The following is a 22,502-nucleotide window of genomic DNA, read 5'->3' as shown; positions in this document are numbered from 1 at the left end:
TGCGAGTGCAAACCCCTGAGCGCGTTCGGCTCAGGGTTCACCGTGGGCGGACGCCCCGTGCCACGGCACCTGCTCCCACTCCTCGCGCAGAATGCCGTAGATCATCCGGTCGTAGTGCTCCCCCGCCACCTTACGAGCCCTGCGGATCCGCGCCTCCTCGGTGAAGCCGAGCTTCCGGGCCACCCGGCACATGCCGCGATTGCCGCTCCAGGTCTCCAGGTCGACGCGGTCGGCGCCGCTGGTCCGGAACAGCAGGTCGACCCACAGGCGCAGGGCCTCCGAGCCGTACCCACCGGACCAGTACTCCGGCGGGTAGATCGCCACGCCGATCGAGTGCAGCGGCAGCAGATGCGTGCCCGTACCCGGATCCTCCGTGGGGGCCTCCGCGTGATACCAGGAGACCTGCCCCAGGAACCGGTCGGTGCCCTGCTCGGCGATCACCGCGGTGTCACGCACTGCGGGCCAGTCGCCCTGACGCACCCGCTCCGTCAGCTTCCCGAGCCAGCGCTGGGCCGATTCTGCGGTGAAGTTGAGGTAGAAGGGCCCGTCCGTGCGCTGCCACTCGTGCTCGCCGCCGCCGGGCGGGGGCATGATCCACCGCTCGTAGACGGGGAGGTCATCGGCGCGCCAGTCGCGCAGGCGCACGCGCCGGCCCTCGACGGCCAGCGGCTCGACAGCGCGCGAGTTCCCCGCCGCGCTCATCGGAGGGCCTCCGCCGGATCGGCCGCCAGCGCCTGGGCGCCGGCGCCTTCCTGCGGGAGCTCGGCGGCGCCCTGCGCGGAGGACTGCTCCTGGCCTGCGCCCACCAGCTCCTCGCCGAGGTCGTCTCCGATCACTGCCACCAGCGGATAGGCGATGGCGTCGTCGGCCTGGACCTGCTCGATCCCCAGGGCATCGGCCACGAGCCGGGCCTGCTCCTCGGTGTCCCCGGTGACGCCGTCGCTCGCGTAGTAGACCACGCTCTCGTCCACGGGCATGCCCCAGTTGCCGGTGGCGATGACCTCCCAGTCCAGCGCCGTGAGGTCCTCGCTGGCAGCGCCGGCCACGCCGTCGAGGTCGGTGGCGTTGAAGATGCCCACCTGCTCGGCGTCCTCGGGAGCGGCGGAGGCGCTCGCCCCGTCCTCCGCCCCGGCCGACCCGCTCGGATCCTCGGCGACCTGGTCCTCGGAGCCCTGGACGGCGCTCGAGCCGCGGTCCTGGTTCACGGTCGAGAAGACGTAGGCGCAGGCGCCCAGCAGCAGGCCGAGGGAGCCCACGATGACCATGGCCTTCAGGCTCCCGGGTGTCTTGGGGGCTGCGGCCTCCCGGGGCCGGTGCGCGCCCTGCCGAGGGCCGCCCTCCGGGACGTCGTCGAAGACGTCGCGGGGATGCAGGTCGGGATCGGACCACGGGGGCTGTTCGCTCATGCGCGCCATCCTTCCATCCGGGAGCCCGTTCATGCGCCGCGACGAGCCGCCGGGACCGCGCTCACGAGTCCCTCAGCTCGCGCAGCCGCCGCACCAGGACGGGCTCGGCCACCCAGGCGGCCTCCGTGTCCAGCAGCGCGTTGAGCCGCTGGTAGTACTCCGTCACGGGCATCCCGAGCTGCGCGCCGATGGCCCGCTCCTTGGCCCCCTGGTACTTGAAGCGCCGCTTCTCCAGGTCCAGGATCGCCCGCTGCTGCTCGTCCAGCTCCCCCGCCTGCGCGCCCATCAGCGCTGCTCCTGGCGCGGGCGCACCGAGACCGAGGTGAGCTGCACATCCGGGGAGGCATCTACGACCGCACGCACGGCCCGGCCCACCGACTCGGGGAGGATGTACTCCTCCGGGCGGTGCTGCTTCCCAATCGAGTCGTGGATCCCCCGCAGCATTTCGGTGTCCGTGGGGCCGGGGTGCACCGAGGCCACCCGCACGAGGTCCGGTTCGAGCTCCTGGCGCAGCGAGTCCGCCAGCGCCCTCAGCGCGAACTTGGAGGCCGCGTAGACCGCGTTGCCGCCGCTGGCGGTGAAGCCGGCGCCGGAGTTCACGAGCACCACGGTTCCCTGCGCGCGGCGCAGCGCGGGCAGGGCCAGCCGGGTCAGCTCGGCGGGGACCATGACGTTGAGCTCCAGCTGCGCCTGCCAGTCCTGGGGGCGGGAGTCCTCGACCGAGAGCCGGTGGCCCAGGGCGGCGCAGTGGACCAGGACATCAAGCCGCTCGAGCCCGTCCACGAGCTCGGGCAGGGCCTGGAAGTCCGTGAGCTCGGCGCGCACGGGCTCGGCCCCCTCCGGCAGCTGCGCCAGGGCGTGCTCATCGCGGCCCACGGCCAGGACCCGGTGATCGACCGCCAGGGACTCGACGACCGCCCGGCCGATGCCGCCGGTGGCACCGGTGACGAGGGCGAGGGGACGCTGATCGGTGGGCATGCTCGACTCGCTCATGCCGCCACTGTAGAACGCGGCCACGACAGCGCAGCGGGGCGCCCCCCGGCGTCGTGGGCGGCGGTCCCTAGAGTGGTCCGCATGACCAGCACCGATTCCGCAGACCGCCCCGAGCTCGCCGAGATCATGGCCGAGGACTGGGCCGAGGCCCTGCGCCCCGTGGAGGACGCGATCCACGGGATGGGCGACTTCCTGCGCCAGGAGCATGCGCAGGGCCAGCGCACCTTCCCGCCGGGCCCGGAGATCCTGCGGGCCTTCCAGGAGCCGATGGCCGAGGTCCGCGTGCTGATCCTGGGCCAGGACCCGTACCCCACCCCGGGCCACGCCATGGGGCTGTCGTTCTCGGTGCGTCCGGACGTCCGCCCCCTGCCGCGGTCCCTGCAGAACATCTACCGCGAGCTGCACGACGACCTGGGGATCGCCCCGGCCGAGAACGGGGACCTCAGCGCATGGAGCCGCCAGGGCGTCATGCTGCTCAACAGGTGCCTCACGGTGCGCGACGGAGTGCCTGCCTCCCACCACGGCAAGGGGTGGGAGGCCGTCACCGAATGCGCGGTCCGGGCCCTGGCGGCCCGCGGCGGCCCGCTCGTGGGCCTGCTGTGGGGACGCCCCGCACGCCAGTGCGCCCCCTGGCTCGCCCCGGCCCCGACCGTGGAGTCCACGCACCCCTCTCCCCTGTCCGCCTCCCGCGGCTTCTTCGGTTCGCGGCCGTTCTCCCAGGTCAACCGTCTGCTCGAGGAGCAGGGGGCGGCTCCGATCGACTGGTCGGTAAGGTAAGCCTCATGACTGACGACCCCGCCCAGCACCAGCCCGCTCCCGCAAAGCCGCCGAAGGCGCAGATCGACCTGACCGTCGTGCAGCGCCTGGAGCTCTCCCCGTCGATGGTGCGCATCGTGGCCTCGATCGGCGATCCGAGCTCCTTCCGGGACATCGAGCCGCCGGAGAAGTACTGCAAGCTCGTGTTCTTCGATCCCGAGCTGGGCCTGGGAGATCATCCCGACTACTGGAGCCTGCGCGAGACGCTTCCGCGCGAGCACCTTCCCGTGACCCGGCACATGACGCTGCGCCACGTGGACCTCGAGGCCGGGCAGCTGTGGATCGACGTCGCGCTGCACGGCGACTCCGGCTGGGCCGGGCCGTGGGCGGCCGGAGCGCAGCCCGGCGACACGATCGTCGCTGTGGGTCCCGGCGGCAAGTGGATCCCCGACCCACAGGCCTCCTGGAGCCTCATGCTCGGCGACGAGGCCGCGATCCCCGCGGTGCTCGCCAACGTCGAGGCCATGCCGGAGGACGCCCGCGGAGAGATCCTGCTCGAGGTCCAGGACGCCGATCACCACCTGGACATCCAGGTGCCCTCGGGCTGGAGCCTGCGCTGGATCCACCGCGCCGAGGCCCCCGCCGGCTTCCCCGCCCTGGTCGAGGCCGCGCGCACGGCGCAGTGGCCCGGCACGACGGACGGCATCCAGGTCTTCGCCCACGGCGAGCGCGAGGCCATGAAGGCCCTCCGACCCGTCCTGTTCGAGGAGCACGGCCTGGACCGGGCGCAGGTCTCGCTGTCGGGCTACTGGGCCCGCGGCCGCGACGAGGACGCCTTCCAGGCCGAGAAGAAGACCCCGGTCGGCAAGGTCTGATCCCCTTCCCCTCGCACAGCACGACGGCCGCGCACCTGCTCATGCGAGGGTGCGCGGCCGTCGTCGTCTGCGCAGGCGGGGTCGGTCAGTCAGCGGCGGCGGTTGCGACGCATGCCGATCCGGGCATCCTCCGAGAGCACGAACGGGCGCATCAGCAGCTGGCCCAGGACCAGCCCGGCGGCCATCGACAGGATCGTGGTCATGGCCGTCACCAGCGACACGACGCCGTGGCCCGTGGTCTCGGCCTCGATCGTCACTGCGTACATGCCGCGGAAGAACGACAGCCCGGGCAGCAGGAACGTCATGCCCGGCACCGCGAGCACCAGGGACGGGATGCGGTGCCGCCCGGCGATGTAGGCGCCGATCACGCCCGTCATCGTGGCCCCGAAGACCACCTGCAGGCGCGCGTCGAGTCCGACCCACCCCACCAGGTGATAGGCCAGCAGGCCACCGAGCCCGGCGACCATTGCGGGCAGCAGGTGCCGCGCCGAGGCCTGCAGGCTGATCGCGATCAGCCCGGCTGCCAGCGTCATGCAGATGATGTTGAAGTAGGGCGCCGCCGGCTCGAACTGCGTCTGGGAGATGTCCAGCCCTCCCTGGCCCATCAGCCCCATGACCGCGATGCCCGTGTAGATCCCCGCGACGATCCCTGCGAAGGCCATGCCCGTGGACAGCGCGCGCCCTGCGGCCGTGACGGGGAAGCCCGAGATCGCGTCGTGCATGGTCGACATGAACCTGGTGGTGGGCATCAGCATGATCAGACCGGCCGCGATCACCTTCGGGGGCGACATCTCGATGCCGATCTGGGAGCCCAGCAGCGCCATGACGGTGATGACGAAGGCCGAGACCACCATGGTGAAGAACTCCGGCACGCGGCGTCGGCCCATCACGGCCCCGATCTTGCCCACCATGCCGGCCGAGAGCATCGAGATCGTGGCGCCCGTGAGGCCGCCGCCGATGCCCAGGGTGATGGCGAATGCCGCAGCCATGGTGGCCAGGGAGACCACCCAGTTGGGGTAGGGCTTGGGCCGGGAGTTGATGGCCTGGAGCCGCTCGCGGGCCTCCTCGCGCGACATCCTCCCTCGGCTGATCTCCGTGACCAGCCGGTGCGTGTCCGCCAGACCGGAGTAGTTGTCCGACGACGAGCGCACCACGCGCATGACGGTGTGGCTCGTGGTGTCGGCGTGGTTGAACACGTCCTCGCGGGTCGCGGAGGCATCGAGGCCGGAGACGTCTGCGACGTAGTTGATCGTGACCGACTGGTTGGTGATGTCGACCTCGATGTTCTCCACGCCGTAGGTCGCGCACACGGCCACGACCGCGTTCTCGACGTCCAGTGCGTCGGCGCCGTAGTGGAACATCGTCTCCGCCAGGCGCAGGGCGAAATTCAGGGTGCGCCGGGCCTCTCGGTCGTCCGAGCTCGCGTACCGACGCAGGCCCGCGAACGGGCTGGCCGTGAGCCGCTCGACCATGGGCATGGCGGCGGTCATCCCTGCGTCGCGCTTCATGATCGACTCGAGCACGCGACGCGAGCGCCGCGGCTGCGGCGCCGTCGCTGCGGAGCTCGACGACGGGTAGGCCGCCGTCTGCATCTGCGTGGTCGGCTGGCTGCCGAGATCCGTCGGCTCGACGGCCGGCAGCATCGAGGTGTCCGGGCGCGAGACCGGGCCCGTGGACTCCTGTGAGGCGCGCCGACGGCTCGTCGTGGCGATCGGGACGGTCTGGGCGGGCGACTGCCGCTGCAGCCGGTCGCGCTCGATGGCCTCGGTCGTGAGCACTGGAAGCGCCTCGACGCGCGGTGCCAGCACGTCGCCGAGCTGACCGTCCGCCAGGGCCTGGGCGCGTCCGGCCTGGGCCTCGGTGGGCCGGATCGGCGCCAGGTCGTCGTCGCTGAGCCACTGCTGCAGGCTCAGCTGGGCGTCCGGCCCGAAGGGATCCGCGGGCAGCTGCTCGAGGTCCGTCCATCCCGAGCTCGGATAGGAGCCGGGGCGGACCTCCTGGCCGAAGGGCTGCAGAGCCGACGGCTCGGATGCGTCCGTCAGGCTGGTCAGGGAACCGGTGAGCGTGGCTGGGGGCACCGCGGACTCTCCTCCATGGTGTGTTCCGACATGCATCGCGCCGGATGCCGCCGTGCGGCGTCATCCGGCACGGGCACCCGGGCAGGCCGGGCAGGTGGCCGGTCGTCGGCTCAGTAGAACGCCTCGTTGCGGGAGCGGACCCACAGTCGTCGCATGACCTTCTCGATCACGGTGTTCCACAGGCGGGCCCGGCAGGGGGAGATCTGCTGATCCCACACGCCGGTGTAGTCGATGACGGTCTTGGTGAACGACGTCTTGAACAGCCCCAGCCCGTGGAACGGGTGCTCCTTGTCCTTGACCCGGTCCTTGGGCGGGGTGCCCACGAAGTCGTAGTCGATGATCCCGTGGTCCTTCATGAGATCCGTCAGCGCGGTCCACTGCACCAGGTGCGAATCGCCGTACTGCTTGCGCCGGGGCTTCGACCCGCCGTCCTTGTAGAAGCCGTGCCTCCCGAAGGCCACCACGAAGGCGCCGACGGAGGGCTCGCCGTCCTCGTAGGCGAAGTACAGGCGTCCCTGCCCGGCCTGGTCGAAGTTCGTCCAGAACCGCTGGTAGTACTCGTACGGACGCAGCATGACGCTGGCGTGGCCCTGTCCGATGGTCTGCATCAGCCCGAACATGGCCTGCATGTTCTCCTCCGTGACGGGCACGCGCTCGACGCGCGCCTCCTCCCGGATCGCGCGGCGCACCGCGTTGCGGCCGCGGGAGTGCAGGGCCTTGAAGACCTCGTCCTCGCTGCGGTCGGTGTCCAGCAGCGCGGTCGAGTCGTTGGACTGGATCGGGAAGGAATGCACCAGGCCGGCGTCCTCCAGGGTGGACGTGAGCTCGGGGTCATCCAGCAGCACCGGCTCCATCTTGACCATGAAGACGCCCAGGCGCTTGCGGCGGATCAGCTCCTCCGTAGCCTCGGCGAAGCCGACCAGGTCCTCGCCGGCCTCGACCGACGGGCCCTTGGCCATGTACCAGAGGCTGCCCAGCCCCGGAACGACCTTCTCCAGCACGAGCGTGAACACCGGCTGCGATCCGTCGCGCGGCTCGTGGACCAGGTGCACGGGCCGCCAGCCGTGATCCTTCTTGACGTCGGCGTACGAGGACGCCTGCAGCAGGTCTCCTCCGCGCGGGTTGGACTGCACATGCTCATCCCAGGCGTCGATCTCCTGGGTCGTGGCGAAGCGTGCGGTGAAAGCGCGCACGGTGCTCCTTTCGGGTCATGCCCCGGGACGATCGCTCGGGGGCTGTCTCGGCGAGGACGGGACGGGGGCCGACAGCAGGCCCGCGCCGCCCGGGCTCGCGGACAGGGGTCTCGGCCTCCCACCGTACCGGGTGATCCCTGCTCGGACCCCGGCACCGCCCCTGCGCGTCCTTCAGGCGATGACGACCTCCACACCGGCGCGCTCCAGGGCGCGGGCGAGCCCGGACGGCGGCTCGGCGTCGGTGATCATGACGTCGATCTCGCTCAGATGGGCGTAGCGCGAGAACGTCTCGTGGCCGTGCTTCTCGGCGTCGCAGACCACGACCACCCGGCGGGCGGCCCCTGCGATCGCCGCCTTGACCGCGGCCTCTGGCGCGTGCGGCGTGGAGAATCCGAAGCCCTCCGAGACCCCCGAGCAGCCCAGGATCGCCAGGTCCACCCGGTGGTCGGAGTAGTGCCCGGCGGTGCGGGCTCCGGCGGCCGCCCAGGTGAGCTTGCGGACAGCGCCGCCGACCATGTCGAGCTCGATGTCCGGGTGATCGGCCAGCCGCCCGGCCACGTGCAGCGCGTGGGTCAGCACCTGCAGCGGCTGCTCGGAGTCATCGGACCGCCAGTTCGCGAGCTCATCGGCCACCGCCTCCACCGTGGTGCCCGCGTCCAGGACGACGGTGACCGCACCCTCGGCCTCGAGCAGGCGCACGGCAGCCGCGGCGATGCGCCGCTTGGCCGGGGATTTCGGCGCCTCGCGCCCTGCGATCGCTGCCTCGACGGAGGCCGGCCGGTCGAGGGAGACCGCCCCGCCGTGCACTCGACGCAGCCTGCCCGCGGCCTCGAGCGCGGCCAGATCCCGGCGCACGGTCTCCATGGCCACGTCGAATCGCCGGGACAGGTCGGCGCCGCTGACCCGACGGGATGCGCTGACCAGCTCGGCGATCTCCGCCTGCCGCTCCTGTGCGAACATGTGCCGATTCCTCCTGGGACCCGAGTCCGTGCCTCGCCCCCTCCTCGGTGCGCGGTCCTTTCGCGGCAGCCGAGACAGGGCCGCTGCGACCCGGGGCGTCGCCCCCGAGACTATCGGGAGCCTCCCTGTCCGAAGGTCTATCCTGTCCCGGGCCGGGCCCGGCTTCCGGGCCCCTGCCCCTTCCGCGCACCCCGTCATCGATGACGGAGGCACCCAATCCCTGCGCCCCTCGTCCGCCCCCTTGGAGGCACCGCTTGCTCCTGCGCCTGATCCGCGACTACGCGGGCCGCTACCCCGGCTGGATCCTGGGAACGGTCGTCCTGCAGCTGGCCGCGACCATGACGATCCTCCTGCTGCCCGCGCTCAACGCGCGCATCATCGACGGCGGGGTGGCCCAGGGCCGCACCGGGGTGATCGTCTCCACGGGTCTGGTCATGCTCGGTGTGACGCTGCTGCAGGCAGTGACTGCCGTGGCGGCCGTGTACTGCGGCGCGCGCGTGGCCATGGGCACCGGACGCGACCTGCGCCACGCCGTCCAGCGCCGGGTCGCCCGCTTCTCCGGGCGCGAGATGGACCGCTTCGGCACACCGTCGCTGATCACGCGCGGGACGAACGACGTCCAGCAGATCCAGATGCTGACCCTGATGGGCCTGACCATGATGATCACCGCGCCGCTGATGAGCATCGGCGGCCTGGCCATGGCCCTGCGCACGGACCCCGGCCTGTCCTGGCTGGTCTGGGTCGCGATCCCGCTGCTCGTGGTGCTGCTGCTGCTGATCATGCGCAGGCTCATGCCCCTGTTCCGCTCCATGCAGGGCCGGATCGACGACATCAACGGCGTGCTGCGCGAGCAGGTGGTCGGCATGCGCGTGGTGCGGGCCTTCGTGCGCGAGGACCACGAGCGCCAGCGCTTCGCCGGTGTGAACGACGAGCTCTCCGGGATCTCCCTGCGCATCGGGCAGCTGTTCGTGCTGATGTTCCCCCTGATCATGATGATCCTTCACCTGGCCACCGCCGCGGTGCTGTGGTTCGGCGGCCACCGCGTGGATGAGGGGCTGCTCGAGGTCGGGCAGATGACCGCGTTCACGCAGTACCTGCTGCAGATCCTCATGGCCCTGATGATGGGCGTGTTCATGATGATGATGGTCCCCCGGGCCATGGTCAGCGCCGAGCGCATCGGAGAGGTCCTGCGCACGGAGACGAGCCTCCACGAACCGCTGCAGCCGCAGGCCCCGCAGCGCCTCGAGGGCGTCGTCGAGTTCCGGGACGTCTCCTACTCCTACCCCGGCGCGGAGGCCCCGGTGCTGGAGGGCATCAGCTTCACGGCCCGCCCGGGCACCACCACCGCGATCATCGGCTCCACCGGCGCCGGGAAGACCACGCTGCTGCACCTCATCCCGCGCCTGGACGACCCCACGCACGGGCAGGTCCTGCTCGACGGGGCGGAGACCTCGCGCCTGGCCCGCAGCGAGATCGTGCGCCGCGTGGCGCTCGTGCCGCAGAAGCCCTACCTGTTCTCCGGGACGATCGCCTCCAACCTGCGCTTCGGGCGCCCCGAGGCCACCGACGAGCAGCTGTGGGAGGCCCTGGAGACCGCGCAGGCCGCCGATTTCGTGCGCCGGATGCCCGAGCAGCTCGAGACGTACGTGTCCCAGGGCGGAACGACCGTCTCGGGCGGGCAGCGCCAGCGCCTGTCCATCGCACGGGCGCTGATCGCGGATCCCGTGGTCCACCTGTTCGACGACTCGTTCTCGGCCCTGGACGTCACCACGGATGCCGCGCTGCGGGCGGCGCTGCGTCCCGTGACCCGCGACGTCACCCAGATCGTGGTCGCCCAGCGCGTGGCCACCGTGCTCGATGCCGATCAGATCCTCGTGCTCGACGACGGCCGACTCACCGCCCGCGGCACCCACGCCGAGCTGCTTGAGTCCTCGGCCACCTACCGGGAGATCGTGGACTCCCAGCTCAGTCCCGAGGATCCCTCGGCCGACACGGAAGCGGAGGCCGCCCGATGAGCCCCAGCACCTCCTCTGCACGTCGCCGCGGCCGCGCCGAAGCCGCGGCCGGGGACGAGGCCCTGAAGGACGATTCCCTGATCTCCCCCGAGATCGACCTGGATGACGCTCCCGCTGACGACGGCTGGGGCGGCGGCGCTCCCGCGCGCAAGCCGCGCAGCTTCTGGCCCTCGGTGCGCCGGCTCGGCGGCCTCATGATGGACTTCAAGGCGGGGCTGGCCGTGGTGCAGGTGTTCATCACGGGATCCGTCCTGCTCTCCGTGCTGGCACCCATGCTGCTCGGCCAGGCCACGAACGTCGTCTTCGCCGGTGTGCTGTCCCGGGACCTCCCGCCGGATGCCACGCAGCAGGAGGTCGTCGACGGCCTGCGCGCCGACGGGCGCGACTCCCTGGCCGACGTCTTCTCGACCATGACGCTGGACCCAGGCTCCGGAGTGGACTTCGGTCGGCTGGGCCAGCTGATCATGCTCGTGCTGGCCATGTACCTGGTGGCCTCGGTCCTGCAGTGGGCCCAGGGCCGGATCCTCAACACGATCTCCGTGCGGATCATCCGGGACCTGCGCGCCCAGGTCGAGGACAAGCTGCACCGGATCCCGCTGAGCTACTTCGACACCCGCCGCCGCGGGGATGTGATGTCGCGGGTGACCAACGACGTCGACAACGTCCAGACGGCGCTGCAGCAGACCTTCTCGTCACTGCTCGAAAACATCATGCGGGTGCTCGGCATCCTGATCATGATGTTCGTGCTGTCCTGGCAGCTGGCACTCGTGGCGCTGATCGCGCTGCCGCTGTCCGCCGCCGCGGCCGGGATCGTGGGCTCTCGTGCCCAGAAGCACTTCGGGAAGCAGTGGGCGGCCACCGGAGCCCTCAACGGCCAGATCGAGGAGGACTTCACCGGCCACCAGCTCGTGACCGTCTTCGGGCGCGAGGACGACATGGCCCGGGACTTCGATCACCGCAACGACGACCTCTACCGCTCGGCCTTCTCCGCCCAGTTCGTCTCCGGGACGATCATGCCGATCATGCAGTTCGTCTCCTGGCTGTCCTACGTGGGCATCGCCGTGGTCGGCGGGATGCGCGTGGTGTCGGGGTCCATGACGCTGGGTGCGGCCACGGCCTTCATCCAGTACTCGCGTGAGTTCAACCAGCCCCTGTCGCAGGTCGCCTCGATGGCCACCCAGATCCAGTCGGGCGTAGCCTCCGCCGAGCGCGTCTTCGAGCTGCTGGACGCCCCGGAGCAGGAGCCCGAGTCCGCTCCGGCGCAGATGCCCGAGCGCATCGAGGGCCGCGTGCAGTTCGAGCACGTGGACTTCTCCTACCAGCCCGACGAGCCGCTGATCGAGGACCTCTCCTTCACCGCCGAGCCGGGGCGCACGGTCGCGATCGTGGGCCCCACCGGCGCGGGCAAGACCACACTGGTCAACCTGGTGATGCGCTTCTACGAGATCGACTCCGGGCGCATCACTCTGGACGGCACCGACATCCGGGAGATGACCCGTGCGCAGCTGCGCTCGCAGGTGGGCATGGTGCTGCAGGACGCGTGGCTGTTCACCGGGACCATCCGCGAGAACATCCGCTACGGGCGCCTCGAGGCCACCGACGAGGAGGTCGAGAAGGCGGCCCGCGCCACTTCGGTGGATCGGTTCGTGCGCTCCCTGCCCCAGGGCTACGAGACCGTGCTGGACAACGACGGCGGCAGCATCTCCGCCGGCGAGCGCCAGCTCATCACGATCGCCCGCGCCTTCCTGGCGGCACCCGCCCTGCTGATCCTGGACGAGGCGACCTCGTCGGTGGACACCCGCACGGAGGTCGCGGTGCAGAAGGCCATGGCCGCGCTGCGCCGTGGCCGCACATCGTTCGTGATCGCCCACCGCCTCTCCACCATCCGCGACGCGGACACGATCCTGGTGATGAGCGGCGGCCGGATCATCGAGCAGGGCTCCCACGACGAGCTGATGTCCCGCCCCGGGGCCTATCGGGCGCTCTACGAGAGCCAGTTCAGCGAGGAGCCTCCCGAGGAGCCCGAGGCCCTCACCGGCTCGCTCGATCAGCTGTGATCGCGGCCGCTGCGGGGGCTCGGCTCAGATGCGATTGTGTGCGAGTTCACATGTAGCATGGCGCACATCATCAGCCGCGGGTCGGGATGCCACCACCTCTGACCTGCGGCTGCGCCACGCACCAGCAGGAGCCCTCCCGTGGAAGCACAGGAAACACCGCAGACAGGTCCCCCGGGCCGTCGGGCCGTTCTGAAGGGACTGGGCGCGGTCGTCGCGCTCGGGTCATTCGGGACCGCGGCCTACGGCTCGATCACCTCGCGCACCTCCGGAACCGATCTGCGCTCGAACCTCACGATCATCGCCCCGGCCGCGGCCGGCGGCGGATGGGACACCATCGCCCGTGAGATGCAGATGGTCCAGCGCGAGAACCAGATCATCAACAACACCCAGGTGGTCAATCAGCCCGGTGCCGGCGGCACGATCGCGCTGAGCAACCTCATCAACATGGAGGGCGACCCGCAGACCCTGATGGTCGGCGGCACCGGCCAGCTCGCGGCGACCATCCAGTACGAGACGGAGGCGACCCTCGACGACGTCACCCCTCTGGCCGTCGTGGTCGAGGAGTACGGCGTGATCGTCGTGCCCGGAGACTCCCCCTACGAGAGCCTCGACGACCTCGTGAAGGCGTGGAAGGACGACCCGGGGGCCCTCCCGTGGACCGGCGGCGGCTCGTTCGACGAGCTCGTGATCACCGATCTGGCGCTGAAGGCCGGGGTGGACCTGGCGAACTTCCAGTTCGTGTCCTCCGACGGCGGCGGCGAGGCCATCCAGGCGCTGCTCAACGGCACCGCCAAGGCGGCCACGGGCGGCTACCCGGACAACGTGGATCAGATCGAGGCCGGGAACCTGCGCGCGCTGGCGCTGGTGGCCCCCGAGCCGGTCGAGGGCATCGACATCCCCACCGCCGTCGACCAGGGATACGACGTATCGCTGACCAATTGGCGCCTGCTCGCAGCCCCTCCGGGAATCACGGAAGAGGAGAAGGCCGAGCTGGAGGACGTGATCCTCGAGACCATCGACGCCCCCGAATGGGCCGAGGCCGTGGAGCGCTACCACTGGTCCGAGAACCGGATCTTCGGCGACGAGCTGACCGACTTCCTGGAGACCGAGCGCGAGCGCATCTCCGGCCTGTACGAGGAGATGGGCTCATGAGCACCTCAGCATCCGCCGCCGAGACCCCCTGGGCCGACGGCTCCGACGAGCCCCGCGACCCCGCAGCGCCTTCGAGCTCCTCCGCCGAGCCCGAGGTGCGCACCACGCTGATCCGCGATCTGCTCACTCCGCTGATCCTGCTCGCGTTCGCGACCTATCTGACGGTGAACCTGTTCCTGATCGAGGTCACGGACTCCACCGACTTCCCGGGCCCCGGTTCTTCCCCGCGATCATCGCCGGGCTGATCTACGCGCTGACGGCCCTGGAGCTGCTGAGCATCGCCCGGAACCGCTCCCGTCGCGGCCCCGCGCCCGCGGCCGCCGCCGAGTCGGCCGCGCCGTTCGACTGGCCCGCACTGGTCTGGACCGTCGGCGGGTTCATCCTGTTCATCCTCACCCTGCGGCTGCTCGGCTGGGTCCTGGCCGCGGCGCTGCTCTTCTGGTTCGTGGCCCGCGGGTTCGGCAACCGCAGCCCGCTGACCTCGCTCGCGGTGGGCCTGACGGTCAGCTCGCTGGCCTACATCGGCTTCGACATGGGGCTGGGCCTGAACCTGCCCTCCGGCATCCTGGGAGGTGCGTTCTGATGGAATCCCTGTCCCTTCTGGCCGACGGCTTCGCCGGAGCCCTGACGCTGAGCAACCTCTTCTGGGTCGTCGCCGGGTGCCTTCTGGGCACCGCTGTGGGCGTCATCCCCGGGCTCGGCTCCTCCATGGCCGTGGCGCTGCTGCTGCCCGTGACCTTCGCCCTCGAGCCCACCGCCGCGTTCATCATGTTCTCGGGCGTCTACTTCGGCGGCCTGTTCGGCGACTCCACCATGGGCATCCTCATGAACACTCCGGGGCAGGGATCGGCGATCGCCTCCACGTTCGAGGGCCATCGCATGGCCAAGGACGGCAGAGCGCCCCAGGCCCTGGCCACGGCCGCGATCGGCGCGTTCGTCGGCGGCTTCACGGCCTCGATCCTGCTGGTGTTCGTCGCGCCCTGGCTGGCCAGGTTCTCCTCCAGCTTCGGACCGGCCGAGTACTTCGCCCTGGCCCTGTTCGCCTTCATGGCCACGTCCTCCGTCGTCACCGACTCGGCGGTCAAGGGCCTGCTGTCGCTGCTGCTCGGCCTGGGCATCGCGGTGATCGGCATCGACTCCGTCACCGGCATCCCTCGCTTCACCGCCGATTCCCAGAACCTCTTCGACGGCATCTCGCTGGTCACCGTCACCGTGGCCGTGCTGGCTCTCGGCGAGGTCTTCCACTACGCCACCGTCACCCGGCACACCCCGCAGGGGACCATGGTCGCCTCCAAGGGCCGTCCGTGGCTGTCGGGCAAGGAGTTCCGGGAGGCGGCCCCGGCCTGGGGCCGCGGCACCGCCATCGGCCTGCCCTTCGGCGTGATCCCCGCCGGCGGCGCCGAGATCCCCACCTTCCTGGCCTATGGCACCGAGCGATCGCTGGATCGACGCCGCAAGGACCCCCAGTTCGGCAAGGGGGCCATCCGCGGCCTGGCCGCACCCGAGGCCGCCGGCAACTCGACCACCGGCATGGCCATGGGCGCTCTGCTGGCCCTGGGCCTGCCGGTCTCCGCCACCGCGGCCATCATGCTGGCGGCCTTCCGGCAGTACGGCCTGCAGCCCGGCCCGCTGCTGTTCGAGCGCTCCTCGGACCTGGTGTGGGCGCTGCTGGCCAGCTTCTTCATGGCCATGGTGGTCCTGCTGATCATCAACCTGCCGTTCGCACAGGTCTGGGCCAAGCTGCTGCTGATCCCCGCCCCGTATCTCTACGGCGGGATCATGGTCTTCTGCGCGCTGGGCATCTACGCGTCGTCGAGCGCCCTGTTCGACCTGGGCCTGCTGCTGGTGCTCGGACTGATCGCGTTCGTCATGCGGCTCAACGACTTCCCCATGGCGCCGCTGATCATCGGCATGGTCCTCGGGCCGCTGGCCGAGACCTCCCTGCGGGATGCGCTGGTGTCCTCCGCCGGTGATCCCTCCGTGCTGATCGACGGCCCCATCACCTGGGTGCTCTACGGGCTGCTCGCCGTGATCCTGCTCCTGTCCATCCGCGCCAAGGTGGTCAGCCGCACCCGCAAGGACGTCTGAGCCGGGTCGAGCCGCGAAGGCCCTCCTCGGTGCGCAGTGCCCATCGAGGAGGGCCTTCGTCGTGCCCGGGCCAGGTGCTCGGCGGTCCCGCGGCGGATCCCCGTGGGAATGTCCTGTGCATTCGAGCCGATGCGACGAGTGCGGTTCCTCCCCTCGGCGTGCGCGGATACGTTGGGGAGGAAGGCATCGCATCAGTCATCGCATGAGCGCCTCCGGCGACCCGGAGCGCGCCGGGAGGAGATGAAGTGACCAATTTCGCCGTCGTCGAGCGCCGTCACCTGGCAGCCCTGCTGCGCCGCGTGGGGCCGGATGCCCCCACCCTGTGCGAGGGCTGGGTCACCCGTGACCTCGCGGTCCACCTGATCGAGCGCGACTCCCGCCCTGATCTCATCGCGGGCACCGTCCTGCCCAAGATCCCCGTGCTGAGCAAGCGGGCCCAGGAGGCCGACGCCCAGCTGCGCCGCCAGGACTGGGGCGAGCTGGTGTCCAAGGTCGAGAAGCCTGCCCTCTACTCCCCAGCCCGACTGGGCCCGCTGGACAAGCGCATGAACACCGCCGAGTTCTTCGTCCACCACGAGGACGTTCGCCGAGCCCAGGAGACCTGGCACCGCCGTCAGCTGCTGCAGGAGGAGGAGCGGGACCTCTGGGCCGCCCTCAAGCTCATGGGCAAGGCTCTGCTGCGTCCCGAGCAGGATTCCGTCCTGCTGGTGGCCAACGGCTACGGCTCCGTGACCGGGGGCAAGGCCAAGACCACGACGGTGCGCATCGTGCGCGGCACCCCGTCCGAGCTGCTGCTGTGGGCCTTCGGCCGCCGCGAGCAGGCGGAGGTCGCGATCACCGACGAGTGATCCCGCCTCGATCCCCAGCGGCCCCCGACCGGATGGTCGGGGGCCGCTTCCGTTCTGTGCGGCACCTCAGCGCCGGAACGCCGCCCCGGGGTGGGTGCTCGGCAGGTGATCGGCGCCGGTGAGCCGCCCGCGCAGCGTCGAGCCGGGCCGGGTGCCCTCGGGCAGGTGCCCGCGGCGGCGCAGCTCGGGGCTCACGTGCTCAGCGAAGGCCGTCATATCCAGGTCGCGCAGGCCGTAGTCGATGTTGAAGCCGTCCACGCCGGCCTCGGCCATCCAGCGCTCGAGCTCCTCGGCGACCGTGGCGCCCGAGCCGATCACGACGGGGCCGCGAGCGCCCAGGCACATGTGCGCAGCCACTTCCCCCACCGTCCAGTCCCGGTCAGGGTCCAGCTCCAGGAAGGACTGCAGCGCTGAGCGGTTGCCCTCGATGGCGCCGTCGCCCGTCAGCTGCGCGACCGCCTGCGCCAAGGGGGTCTGCGGGTCGAACGGCGCCAGGTCGAGCCCGGTCCAGCCCGCGAACAGCGCCAGGGCAGCCTGCCGGTCGGCGAACTGGGCGTAGGAAGCCGCGCGCTCGGCCGCCTCCGCGTCGGTGCTGTCGGCGATCACCGTGATCGACATCAGCATGTGCGCAGCATCCGCCCCGCGGCCCTCCCGCTCCAACCCGGCTCGCGCGGCGTCCGTGAGCCGACGGACGGATGCTGTTGAGGTCCCGGAGAAGAACATGGCCTCGGCATGCCGGGCGGCGAAGGCCATCCCTCGCGGCGAGGAGCCCGCCTGGAAGAGGTACGGGGTGCGCTGCGGGCCCGGCGCCACGAGCGCGGGTCCGGGGACGCTGAAGTGCTCGCCCTCATGACCCGCCCCGTGGACGAGGTCCGGGTCGAGATAGATCCCGGACTCGGCGTCGGCGCGCAGCGCCCCCGGCTCGAACGTGCCCTCCCACAGCGCGCAGACCACGTCCATGAACTCATCGGCCCGGTCGTAGCGGGCGTCATGGGGCAGCTGGCCTCCGGCGCCGAGGTTGCGCATGGCGGATTCCTGATAGCCGGTCACGATGTTCCAGCCGATGCGCCCGTCCGTGAGGTGGTCCAGGCTCGCGAAGCGGCGCGCCAGCAGATACGGCTGCTCGTAGCTCACCGAGGCCGTCACGCCGAAGCCGAGGGTGGTGGTGGCTGCGGCGAGCGCGCTGACGGCCGTCAGGGGATCCAGCGCCGGGTACTGCATCCCGGAGCGGATGGCGGTGCGCCCGGAGCCGTCGAAGACGTCGTAGACCCCGGCGGCATCGGCCAGGAACAGGGCGTCGAAGCCGGCGCGCTCGAGCATCTGCGCGTGGGCGGTCCAGAACCTCAGGTCCCGGTACTGCTCCGGCTGAGCGCGAGGATGGCGCCACAGCCCCGTGCTCTGGTGGGTGGGGACCATCATGTCCAGCGCTGCCAGGATCATGAGCCACATGCTGGCACAAGCGGAGCCCCCTGTCGGAATCGAACCGACGACCTGCTGTTTACAAGGCAGCTGCTCTGCCGACTGAGCTAAGGAGGCGCGTCCTCTGCTGAAGGACCCTGCCATCCTAGCGGGGAGCACCCGGATGACACGACGGCGCCCGTCGAGCCCTGGGCTCGACGGGCGCCGTGGTCGCGCGGTCCGAGGGGGAATCAGCCTTCGGTGGGCTCCGCCGAGGCGGTCGAGGAGACCGACGCGGAGGCGGACGGCGACTCCGTGGCCCCGCCCGAGGCGGAGTCCGAGGCCTCGCCGCCGGCCTCGTTCGGGTCCTTGCCCTCGGCGGCGGCCTTGACGGCCTCGGAGAGGCTCGAGCCCTGCTCCCAGACCACGCCGTCGACCATGGCGGTGGGGGTGCCGTTCACGCCGTCGGCCTGGGCCGTGGCGGAGGTGTAGTCGACCATCGGGCGCCAGTCCTGATCGTCCATGGCCTGCTCGATGTCGGCGCCGTGCTTGGAGGCGATCTCGACGATCTCGTCGTTGTCGAGCCCGCCGGTGCCCTGGTGCGTGAACATCTCCTCCTGGAAGGCGAGCGCCTCGTCGGTGCCCACCTGGTTGGCGACCTCGTAGAAGGCGGCCGCGGAGCGGGAGGAGTAGTACGTGGCGTTGTCCAGGTAATTCACCGTGCGGTACTCGACGGTGGCCTCGCCCGAGTCCACGACCTTCGCGAGGTCCTCGGCGTGGGCCTCCTCGAACTCCGCGCAGTGCACGCAGTCGAAGTCCTGCCAGATCACGATCTGCACGGGCTCATCGGAATCGGCGGCCGTTCCCGGCTCGACGATGCCCTCGGCCTCCGGGGTCTCCGGCGGGGTCTCGGGCGGGTCGCCGGCGTCATCGGCGGAGACCTCATCCGTATCGGAGGAGTCCTTCGTGATGCCGTCGGCGGTCATCTCGATCCCGCCCCACTGGTTGGCGCTGGCGGGAACGGGCCCGGAATCGGGGATGCGCTGGGAGCGCACCTGCCAGAACACCAGCGCGGCGATGACCAGGACCGCGACCACGAGCAGCGCGATACCGCCCTGGAGGAGGCGCTTCTGCCGCTGGTCGGCCTGGGCGTGCTTCTCGGCGATCCCGCGAGCCTGAGCCCTGAAATCGTCCTTGTCGTGGGTGGAGGCCATGGATCCTCTTCTGCGTGAAGGTCGGGGGTGACGGCACCACGGTGCCCGGGGGGCGTATCGCGGGCTCGAGTGGTCTCACGCGCCAGGATAGCGGTGACCGCGCCCGCCTCCGCGATCAGGGACCGTCCAGCCGACGTGCAGACGCCCCGGGGCCGGGCCAGGCGCGGCGACCTAGACTGGAGCCAGCAGATCACCCGATGGAGGAGAGTGCACCGTGAGCCAGTCCGCATCCGCGAGCACCGATCAGACATCCACTGGGGACGGGCCGGGCCGGGACTTCGTCGTCGTCGCCAACCGCCTGCCGGTGGACCGCGCCGTCGACGAGAACGGCAGCAGCTCCTGGCATCGCTCCCCTGGCGGGCTGGTCTCCGCGCTCGCCCCGGTCATGGCCAGCAACGACGGCGCCTGGGTCGGCTGGGCCGGCAGCCCGGACGAGCAGCTCGAGCCCTTCGACCACGACGTCTTCCACCTGGTCCCGGTCGAGCTCTCCGCCCGGGAGGTCGAGCGCTACTACGAGGGCTTCTCCAACGGCACCCTGTGGCCGCTGTACCACGACGTCATCGCCCCGCCGAGCTACCACCGCACCTGGTGGAACGCGTACAAGGACGTGAACCGGCGCTTCGCCGAGGCCGCCGCAACGGCTGCCTCCGAGGGCGCGACCGTGTGGGTGCAGGACTACCAGCTGCAGCTCGTGCCCAGGATGCTGCGGCAGATGCGTCCCGATCTGACCATCGGGTTCTTCGATCACATCCCGTTCCCGCCGGTCGAGATCTTCGCCCAGCTGCCCTGGCGGCGCTCGGTGCTCGAGGGCCTCACCGGTGCGGATCTGGTCGGCTTCCAGCGCCCCGGCGACGCCCAGAACTTCCAGAACTGCGTCCGCCGGTTCCTGGGAGTCTCTTTCCGCCGCGGCGAGGCCGAGATCACCGCGCAGACCACCTCCACCGCCTTCGACTTCACGGGCGAGGACGCCGCGGACGATCCGTCGTGGACCCTGAAGGCCGGTCCGTACCCGATCTCGATCGACGTCGAGGGCATCAAGGAGATGGCCGCCCGGAAGGAGACGAAGGAGCGCGCGCGGCAGATCCGCCGCGAGCTCGGCGATCCCGAGACGGTGTTCCTGGGCGTGGACCGCCTGGACTACACCAAGGGCATCCGCCATCGGATCAAGGCCTACGGCGAGCTGCTGGCAGACGGCGATCTCGATGTCGATCACGACATCCTGGTCCAGGTCGCCTCCCCGTCGCGCGAGCGCGTGGAGTCCTACAAGGTGCTGCGCGAGCAGGTCGAGGGCATGGTCGGGCACCTCAACGGCCAGTACGACACCATGGGCCACACCGCGATCCGCTACCTCCACCACGGCTATCCGTTCGAGGAGATGGTCGCGCTCTACCTGGCCACCGACGTCATGCTCGTGACCTCCCTGCGCGATGGGATGAACCTGGTGGCCAAGGAGTTCGTGGCGGCCAAGGCCGACGGCAGCGGACGGCTCGTGCTCTCCGAGTTCACGGGGGCGGCGGATCAGCTCAAGCAGGCGATCCTGGTCAACCCGCACGACATCGACGACCTCAAGCTGCTCATGCTCGCGGCCAAGGCCATGCCGGACGACGAGGCCCGCAAGCGCATGCGCGCCATGCGCCGGCAGGTGCTGACCCACGACGTCGACGCCTGGCAGGAGGCGTTCCTCAACGACCTCGCCGCCCTCCGCCGCCGCAACGACGATGCCCAGGAGTCCTGAGCCCATGTCCTCTCCCGACGACGCCCTGTCTCCTGAGCTGCTCGAGGCCCTGCGGCGTCTGGCGAAGGCGCCCGTCCTGCTGGCCGCCTTCGACTTCGACGGCACCCTGGCCCCCTTCACCGTGGACCCGCAGGACTCCCGGGCGCTGCCCGAGGCCCAGGAGGCGCTCGACCGGCTGGCGGCCATGGAGCGCACTCACGTGGGCATCATCTCCGGGCGGGACCTCGGCTTCCTGCGCTCCGTCGTGGACAAGGACCGCACCAAGCTGCTCAGCGGGTCCCACGGGGCCGAGCTGGACCTGCATCCGCTCGGGCCCGACGCCGGCGACACGACCATCCGCCTGTCCGGGGAGCAGCTCGTGGCACTCGATCGCGCCGTCGACGCCGTGCGCGAGGTCGTGGACAGGTATCCCGGGGCCAAGGCCGAGCTCAAGCCGGCAGGGGTCTGCCTGCACACCCGTCCCATGGAGGACCAGTCCCTGTCGGATCAGGCGCTGGCCGAGATGCTCGGGCGCTTCGAGGCCCTGGACGGACTGCGCATCACCCCGGGCCAGCAGGTCATGGAGTGCTCGGTGCTCTCGGCGCTCTCGGCGACCAAGGGCGAGGGCGTCGAGGCGCTGATCCGGGCCACCGGCGCGGATGCGGCGCTGTTCGTGGGCGACGACGTCACCGACGAGGACGGCATGCGAGCGCTGCGCCCCCAGGACGTCGGCCTGAAGGTCGGCGACAAGGAGACGGTCGCGCCGTTTCGCGTGGCCTCCCCCGAGGCCCTGGGGCGACTGCTGACGCAGTTCGCGCAGCTGCGGGCGGACGCCCTGGGCTGAGCGGATCCGAGATCTGCTCAGCCCTTGACGGCCCCGCCGGTGAGTCCGGCCACGATGTAGCGCTGCAGGAAGAGGAACAGCAGCACGACTGGCAGCGCCGAGAGCACGGCTCCTGCTGTGAAGACTCCCCAGTCCGCCCCGAACTCGACCGAGACGAACTGGTAGAGGCCCACCGCGAGCGTGTATTGGCGAGGATCCTGCAGGACGATCTGCGCCAGCAGGAAGTCGGAGAACGACGCGATGAAGGAGAGCATGCCGACGACCACGATGATCGGCGTCACGAGCGGCAGGATCATCCGCCAGTAGATCTGGGCATGGCTCGCCCCATCCAGCGTCGCGGCTTCGTCGAGGTCCCGCGGGATGGTGTTGAAGAACCCGAACATCAGGAACGTGTTCGCTCCCAGAGCCCCGCCCAGGTACACAGCGATCAGGCCGAAGCGGGAGTTCAGTCCCAGGACCGGATAGACCTCGGAGATCGCGAACAGGAGCAGGAAGATCGCCACGAAGGCCAGCAGCTGGGGGAACATCTGGATGATGAGCAGTGCCATGAGCCCCTGGCGTCTGCCCCGGAAGCGGAACCGGGAGAACGCATAGGCCGCCGCCGCCCCCATGAGCACCGTGCCGATCGCTGTGATCGTGGAGACCATCATGGAATTGAGGAACCAGCGCGGGAACGGATTCTGCGGATCGGAGAACAGCTGCCTGTAGTTCGCATCGGTGACGGTGGCGAACAGCTGATTCGAGCCCACCAGCGACCCCGAAGCCGACAGCGAGGCCGACAGGGCGTAGACGAGCGGGAACAGCGCGAACACGCACATGGCCACGGCGGCGAGATGGCGCCACCAGGCATTCGAGCGTGCACGGGCGCTGCGACGACGACGAGGGGTGCGAGACCCTGCGGTGCTGGCCAT

21 protein-coding genes and 1 tRNA gene are annotated in these 22,502 nt (G+C 70.6%); 11 read left to right on the top strand and 11 right to left on the bottom strand.

What is annotated here, in order from left to right; genetic code table 11:
* Window positions 1-30: 30 nt before the first annotated feature.
* The 4 genes from OVA15_RS00185 to OVA15_RS00170 form a co-directional block, all read right to left on the bottom strand.
* Window positions 31-702: a GNAT family N-acetyltransferase gene (locus OVA15_RS00185; protein ID WP_268142314.1), complete on the bottom strand. Its 672-nt coding sequence runs from the start codon at window positions 700-702 to the stop codon at window positions 31-33.
* Window positions 699-1,406, bottom strand: a complete 708-nt coding sequence (locus OVA15_RS00180) for a LytR C-terminal domain-containing protein (RefSeq protein WP_006215583.1) — start codon at window positions 1,404-1,406, stop codon at window positions 699-701. Before OVA15_RS00180 ends, OVA15_RS00185 begins: the two co-directional genes overlap by 4 nt.
* Window positions 1,407-1,467: 61 nt before the next feature.
* Window positions 1,468-1,692: a DUF3263 domain-containing protein gene (locus OVA15_RS00175; protein ID WP_268142312.1), complete on the bottom strand. Its 225-nt coding sequence runs from the start codon at window positions 1,690-1,692 to the stop codon at window positions 1,468-1,470.
* Window positions 1,692-2,399, bottom strand: coding sequence for an SDR family oxidoreductase (locus tag OVA15_RS00170; protein ID WP_024289093.1), 708 nt, complete (start codon window positions 2,397-2,399; stop codon window positions 1,692-1,694). Before OVA15_RS00170 ends, OVA15_RS00175 begins: the two co-directional genes overlap by 1 nt.
* An 81-nt stretch (window positions 2,400-2,480) precedes the next feature.
* On the opposite strand from OVA15_RS00170, the gene OVA15_RS00165 reads away from it, so the two are divergent.
* Both OVA15_RS00165 and OVA15_RS00160 read left to right on the top strand, forming a co-directional pair.
* Window positions 2,481-3,176, top strand: coding sequence for a uracil-DNA glycosylase (locus tag OVA15_RS00165; RefSeq protein ID WP_024289094.1), 696 nt, complete (start codon window positions 2,481-2,483; stop codon window positions 3,174-3,176).
* Window positions 3,177-3,181: 5 nt separating this feature from the next.
* Complete coding sequence (locus OVA15_RS00160; protein ID WP_053448184.1) at window positions 3,182-4,030, top strand: siderophore-interacting protein; 849 nt, start codon at window positions 3,182-3,184, stop codon at window positions 4,028-4,030.
* An 89-nt stretch (window positions 4,031-4,119) separates the two neighbouring features.
* Here the strand turns inward: OVA15_RS00160 and OVA15_RS00155 are convergent, their stop codons facing one another.
* From OVA15_RS00155 to OVA15_RS00145, 3 genes are all read right to left on the bottom strand, one after another.
* Window positions 4,120-6,108, bottom strand: coding sequence for a threonine/serine ThrE exporter family protein (locus OVA15_RS00155; RefSeq protein ID WP_268142309.1), 1,989 nt, complete (start codon window positions 6,106-6,108; stop codon window positions 4,120-4,122).
* A 110-nt stretch (window positions 6,109-6,218) separates the two neighbouring features.
* Window positions 6,219-7,301: a lipid II:glycine glycyltransferase FemX gene (locus OVA15_RS00150; RefSeq protein WP_006215589.1), complete on the bottom strand. Its 1,083-nt coding sequence runs from the start codon at window positions 7,299-7,301 to the stop codon at window positions 6,219-6,221.
* A gap of 171 nt (window positions 7,302-7,472) precedes the next feature.
* The gene (locus OVA15_RS00145) at window positions 7,473-8,261 is read right to left on the bottom strand and encodes a DeoR/GlpR family DNA-binding transcription regulator (protein ID WP_006215590.1); all 789 of its coding nucleotides are present in this window, start codon (window positions 8,259-8,261) and stop codon (window positions 7,473-7,475) included.
* A gap of 254 nt (window positions 8,262-8,515) precedes the next feature.
* Here OVA15_RS00145 and OVA15_RS00140 point away from each other — a divergent pair, with 254 nt between their 5' ends.
* The 7 genes from OVA15_RS00140 to OVA15_RS00110 all read left to right on the top strand — a co-directional run bounded on the left by OVA15_RS00140 (window position 8,516) and on the right by OVA15_RS00110 (window position 16,421).
* Window positions 8,516-10,276 carry an ABC transporter ATP-binding protein gene (locus OVA15_RS00140; RefSeq protein ID WP_268142306.1) on the top strand — a complete coding sequence of 587 codons (1,761 nt, stop codon included), beginning with the start codon at window positions 8,516-8,518 and terminating at the stop codon, window positions 10,274-10,276.
* Window positions 10,273-12,333, top strand: a complete 2,061-nt coding sequence (locus tag OVA15_RS00135) for an ABC transporter ATP-binding protein (protein WP_268142304.1) — start codon at window positions 10,273-10,275, stop codon at window positions 12,331-12,333. Before OVA15_RS00140 ends, OVA15_RS00135 begins: the two co-directional genes overlap by 4 nt.
* Window positions 12,334-12,471: 138 nt before the next feature.
* Window positions 12,472-13,485, top strand: a complete 1,014-nt coding sequence (locus tag OVA15_RS00130; protein ID WP_259870704.1) for a tripartite tricarboxylate transporter substrate binding protein — start codon at window positions 12,472-12,474, stop codon at window positions 13,483-13,485.
* Entirely contained in the window at window positions 13,482-13,730 is a 249-nt protein-coding gene (locus OVA15_RS00125; RefSeq protein WP_268142301.1) for a hypothetical protein, read from the top strand. Before OVA15_RS00130 ends, OVA15_RS00125 begins: the two co-directional genes overlap by 4 nt.
* Complete coding sequence (locus tag OVA15_RS00120; protein WP_326493298.1) at window positions 13,715-14,068, top strand: tripartite tricarboxylate transporter TctB family protein; 354 nt, start codon at window positions 13,715-13,717, stop codon at window positions 14,066-14,068. Before OVA15_RS00125 ends, OVA15_RS00120 begins: the two co-directional genes overlap by 16 nt.
* Window positions 14,068-15,573: a tripartite tricarboxylate transporter permease gene (locus OVA15_RS00115; RefSeq protein ID WP_268142299.1), complete on the top strand. Its 1,506-nt coding sequence runs from the start codon at window positions 14,068-14,070 to the stop codon at window positions 15,571-15,573. The genes OVA15_RS00120 and OVA15_RS00115 overlap by 1 nt, the downstream gene beginning before the upstream one ends.
* Before the next feature lie 245 nt (window positions 15,574-15,818).
* Entirely contained in the window at window positions 15,819-16,421 is a 603-nt protein-coding gene (locus OVA15_RS00110; protein WP_006215596.1) for a TIGR03085 family metal-binding protein, read from the top strand.
* Window positions 16,422-16,487: 66 nt separating this feature from the next.
* Here OVA15_RS00110 and OVA15_RS00105 read toward each other — a convergent pair whose 3' ends face one another.
* From OVA15_RS00105 to OVA15_RS00095, 3 genes are all read right to left on the bottom strand, one after another.
* Window positions 16,488-17,861 (bottom strand): NtaA/DmoA family FMN-dependent monooxygenase, encoded by a 1,374-nt coding sequence (locus tag OVA15_RS00105; RefSeq protein WP_268142297.1) that lies wholly within the window; start codon window positions 17,859-17,861, stop codon window positions 16,488-16,490.
* Window positions 17,862-17,884: 23 nt separating this feature from the next.
* Window positions 17,885-17,957, bottom strand: a tRNA-Thr gene (locus OVA15_RS00100).
* Window positions 17,958-18,070: 113 nt separating this feature from the next.
* Entirely contained in the window at window positions 18,071-19,033 is a 963-nt protein-coding gene (locus OVA15_RS00095; protein WP_268142295.1) for a DsbA family protein, read from the bottom strand.
* A 214-nt stretch (window positions 19,034-19,247) separates the two neighbouring features.
* On the opposite strand from OVA15_RS00095, the gene OVA15_RS00090 reads away from it, so the two are divergent.
* Window positions 19,248-20,768, top strand: coding sequence for an alpha,alpha-trehalose-phosphate synthase (UDP-forming) (locus tag OVA15_RS00090; protein WP_259871499.1), 1,521 nt, complete (start codon window positions 19,248-19,250; stop codon window positions 20,766-20,768).
* A 4-nt stretch (window positions 20,769-20,772) separates the two neighbouring features.
* Window positions 20,773-21,591, top strand: a complete 819-nt coding sequence (gene otsB / locus OVA15_RS00085) for a trehalose-phosphatase (protein WP_268142292.1) — start codon at window positions 20,773-20,775, stop codon at window positions 21,589-21,591.
* A gap of 17 nt (window positions 21,592-21,608) precedes the next feature.
* Here the strand turns inward: otsB and OVA15_RS00080 are convergent, their stop codons facing one another.
* Window positions 21,609-22,502, bottom strand: a complete 894-nt coding sequence (locus OVA15_RS00080) for a sugar ABC transporter permease (RefSeq protein WP_006215601.1) — start codon at window positions 22,500-22,502, stop codon at window positions 21,609-21,611.

Source organism: Kocuria sp. SL71 (assembly GCF_026672465.1).
Lineage (GTDB): Bacteria > Actinomycetota > Actinomycetes > Actinomycetales > Micrococcaceae > Kocuria > Kocuria palustris.
This window is presented reverse-complemented; position numbering and strand designations above follow the sequence as displayed.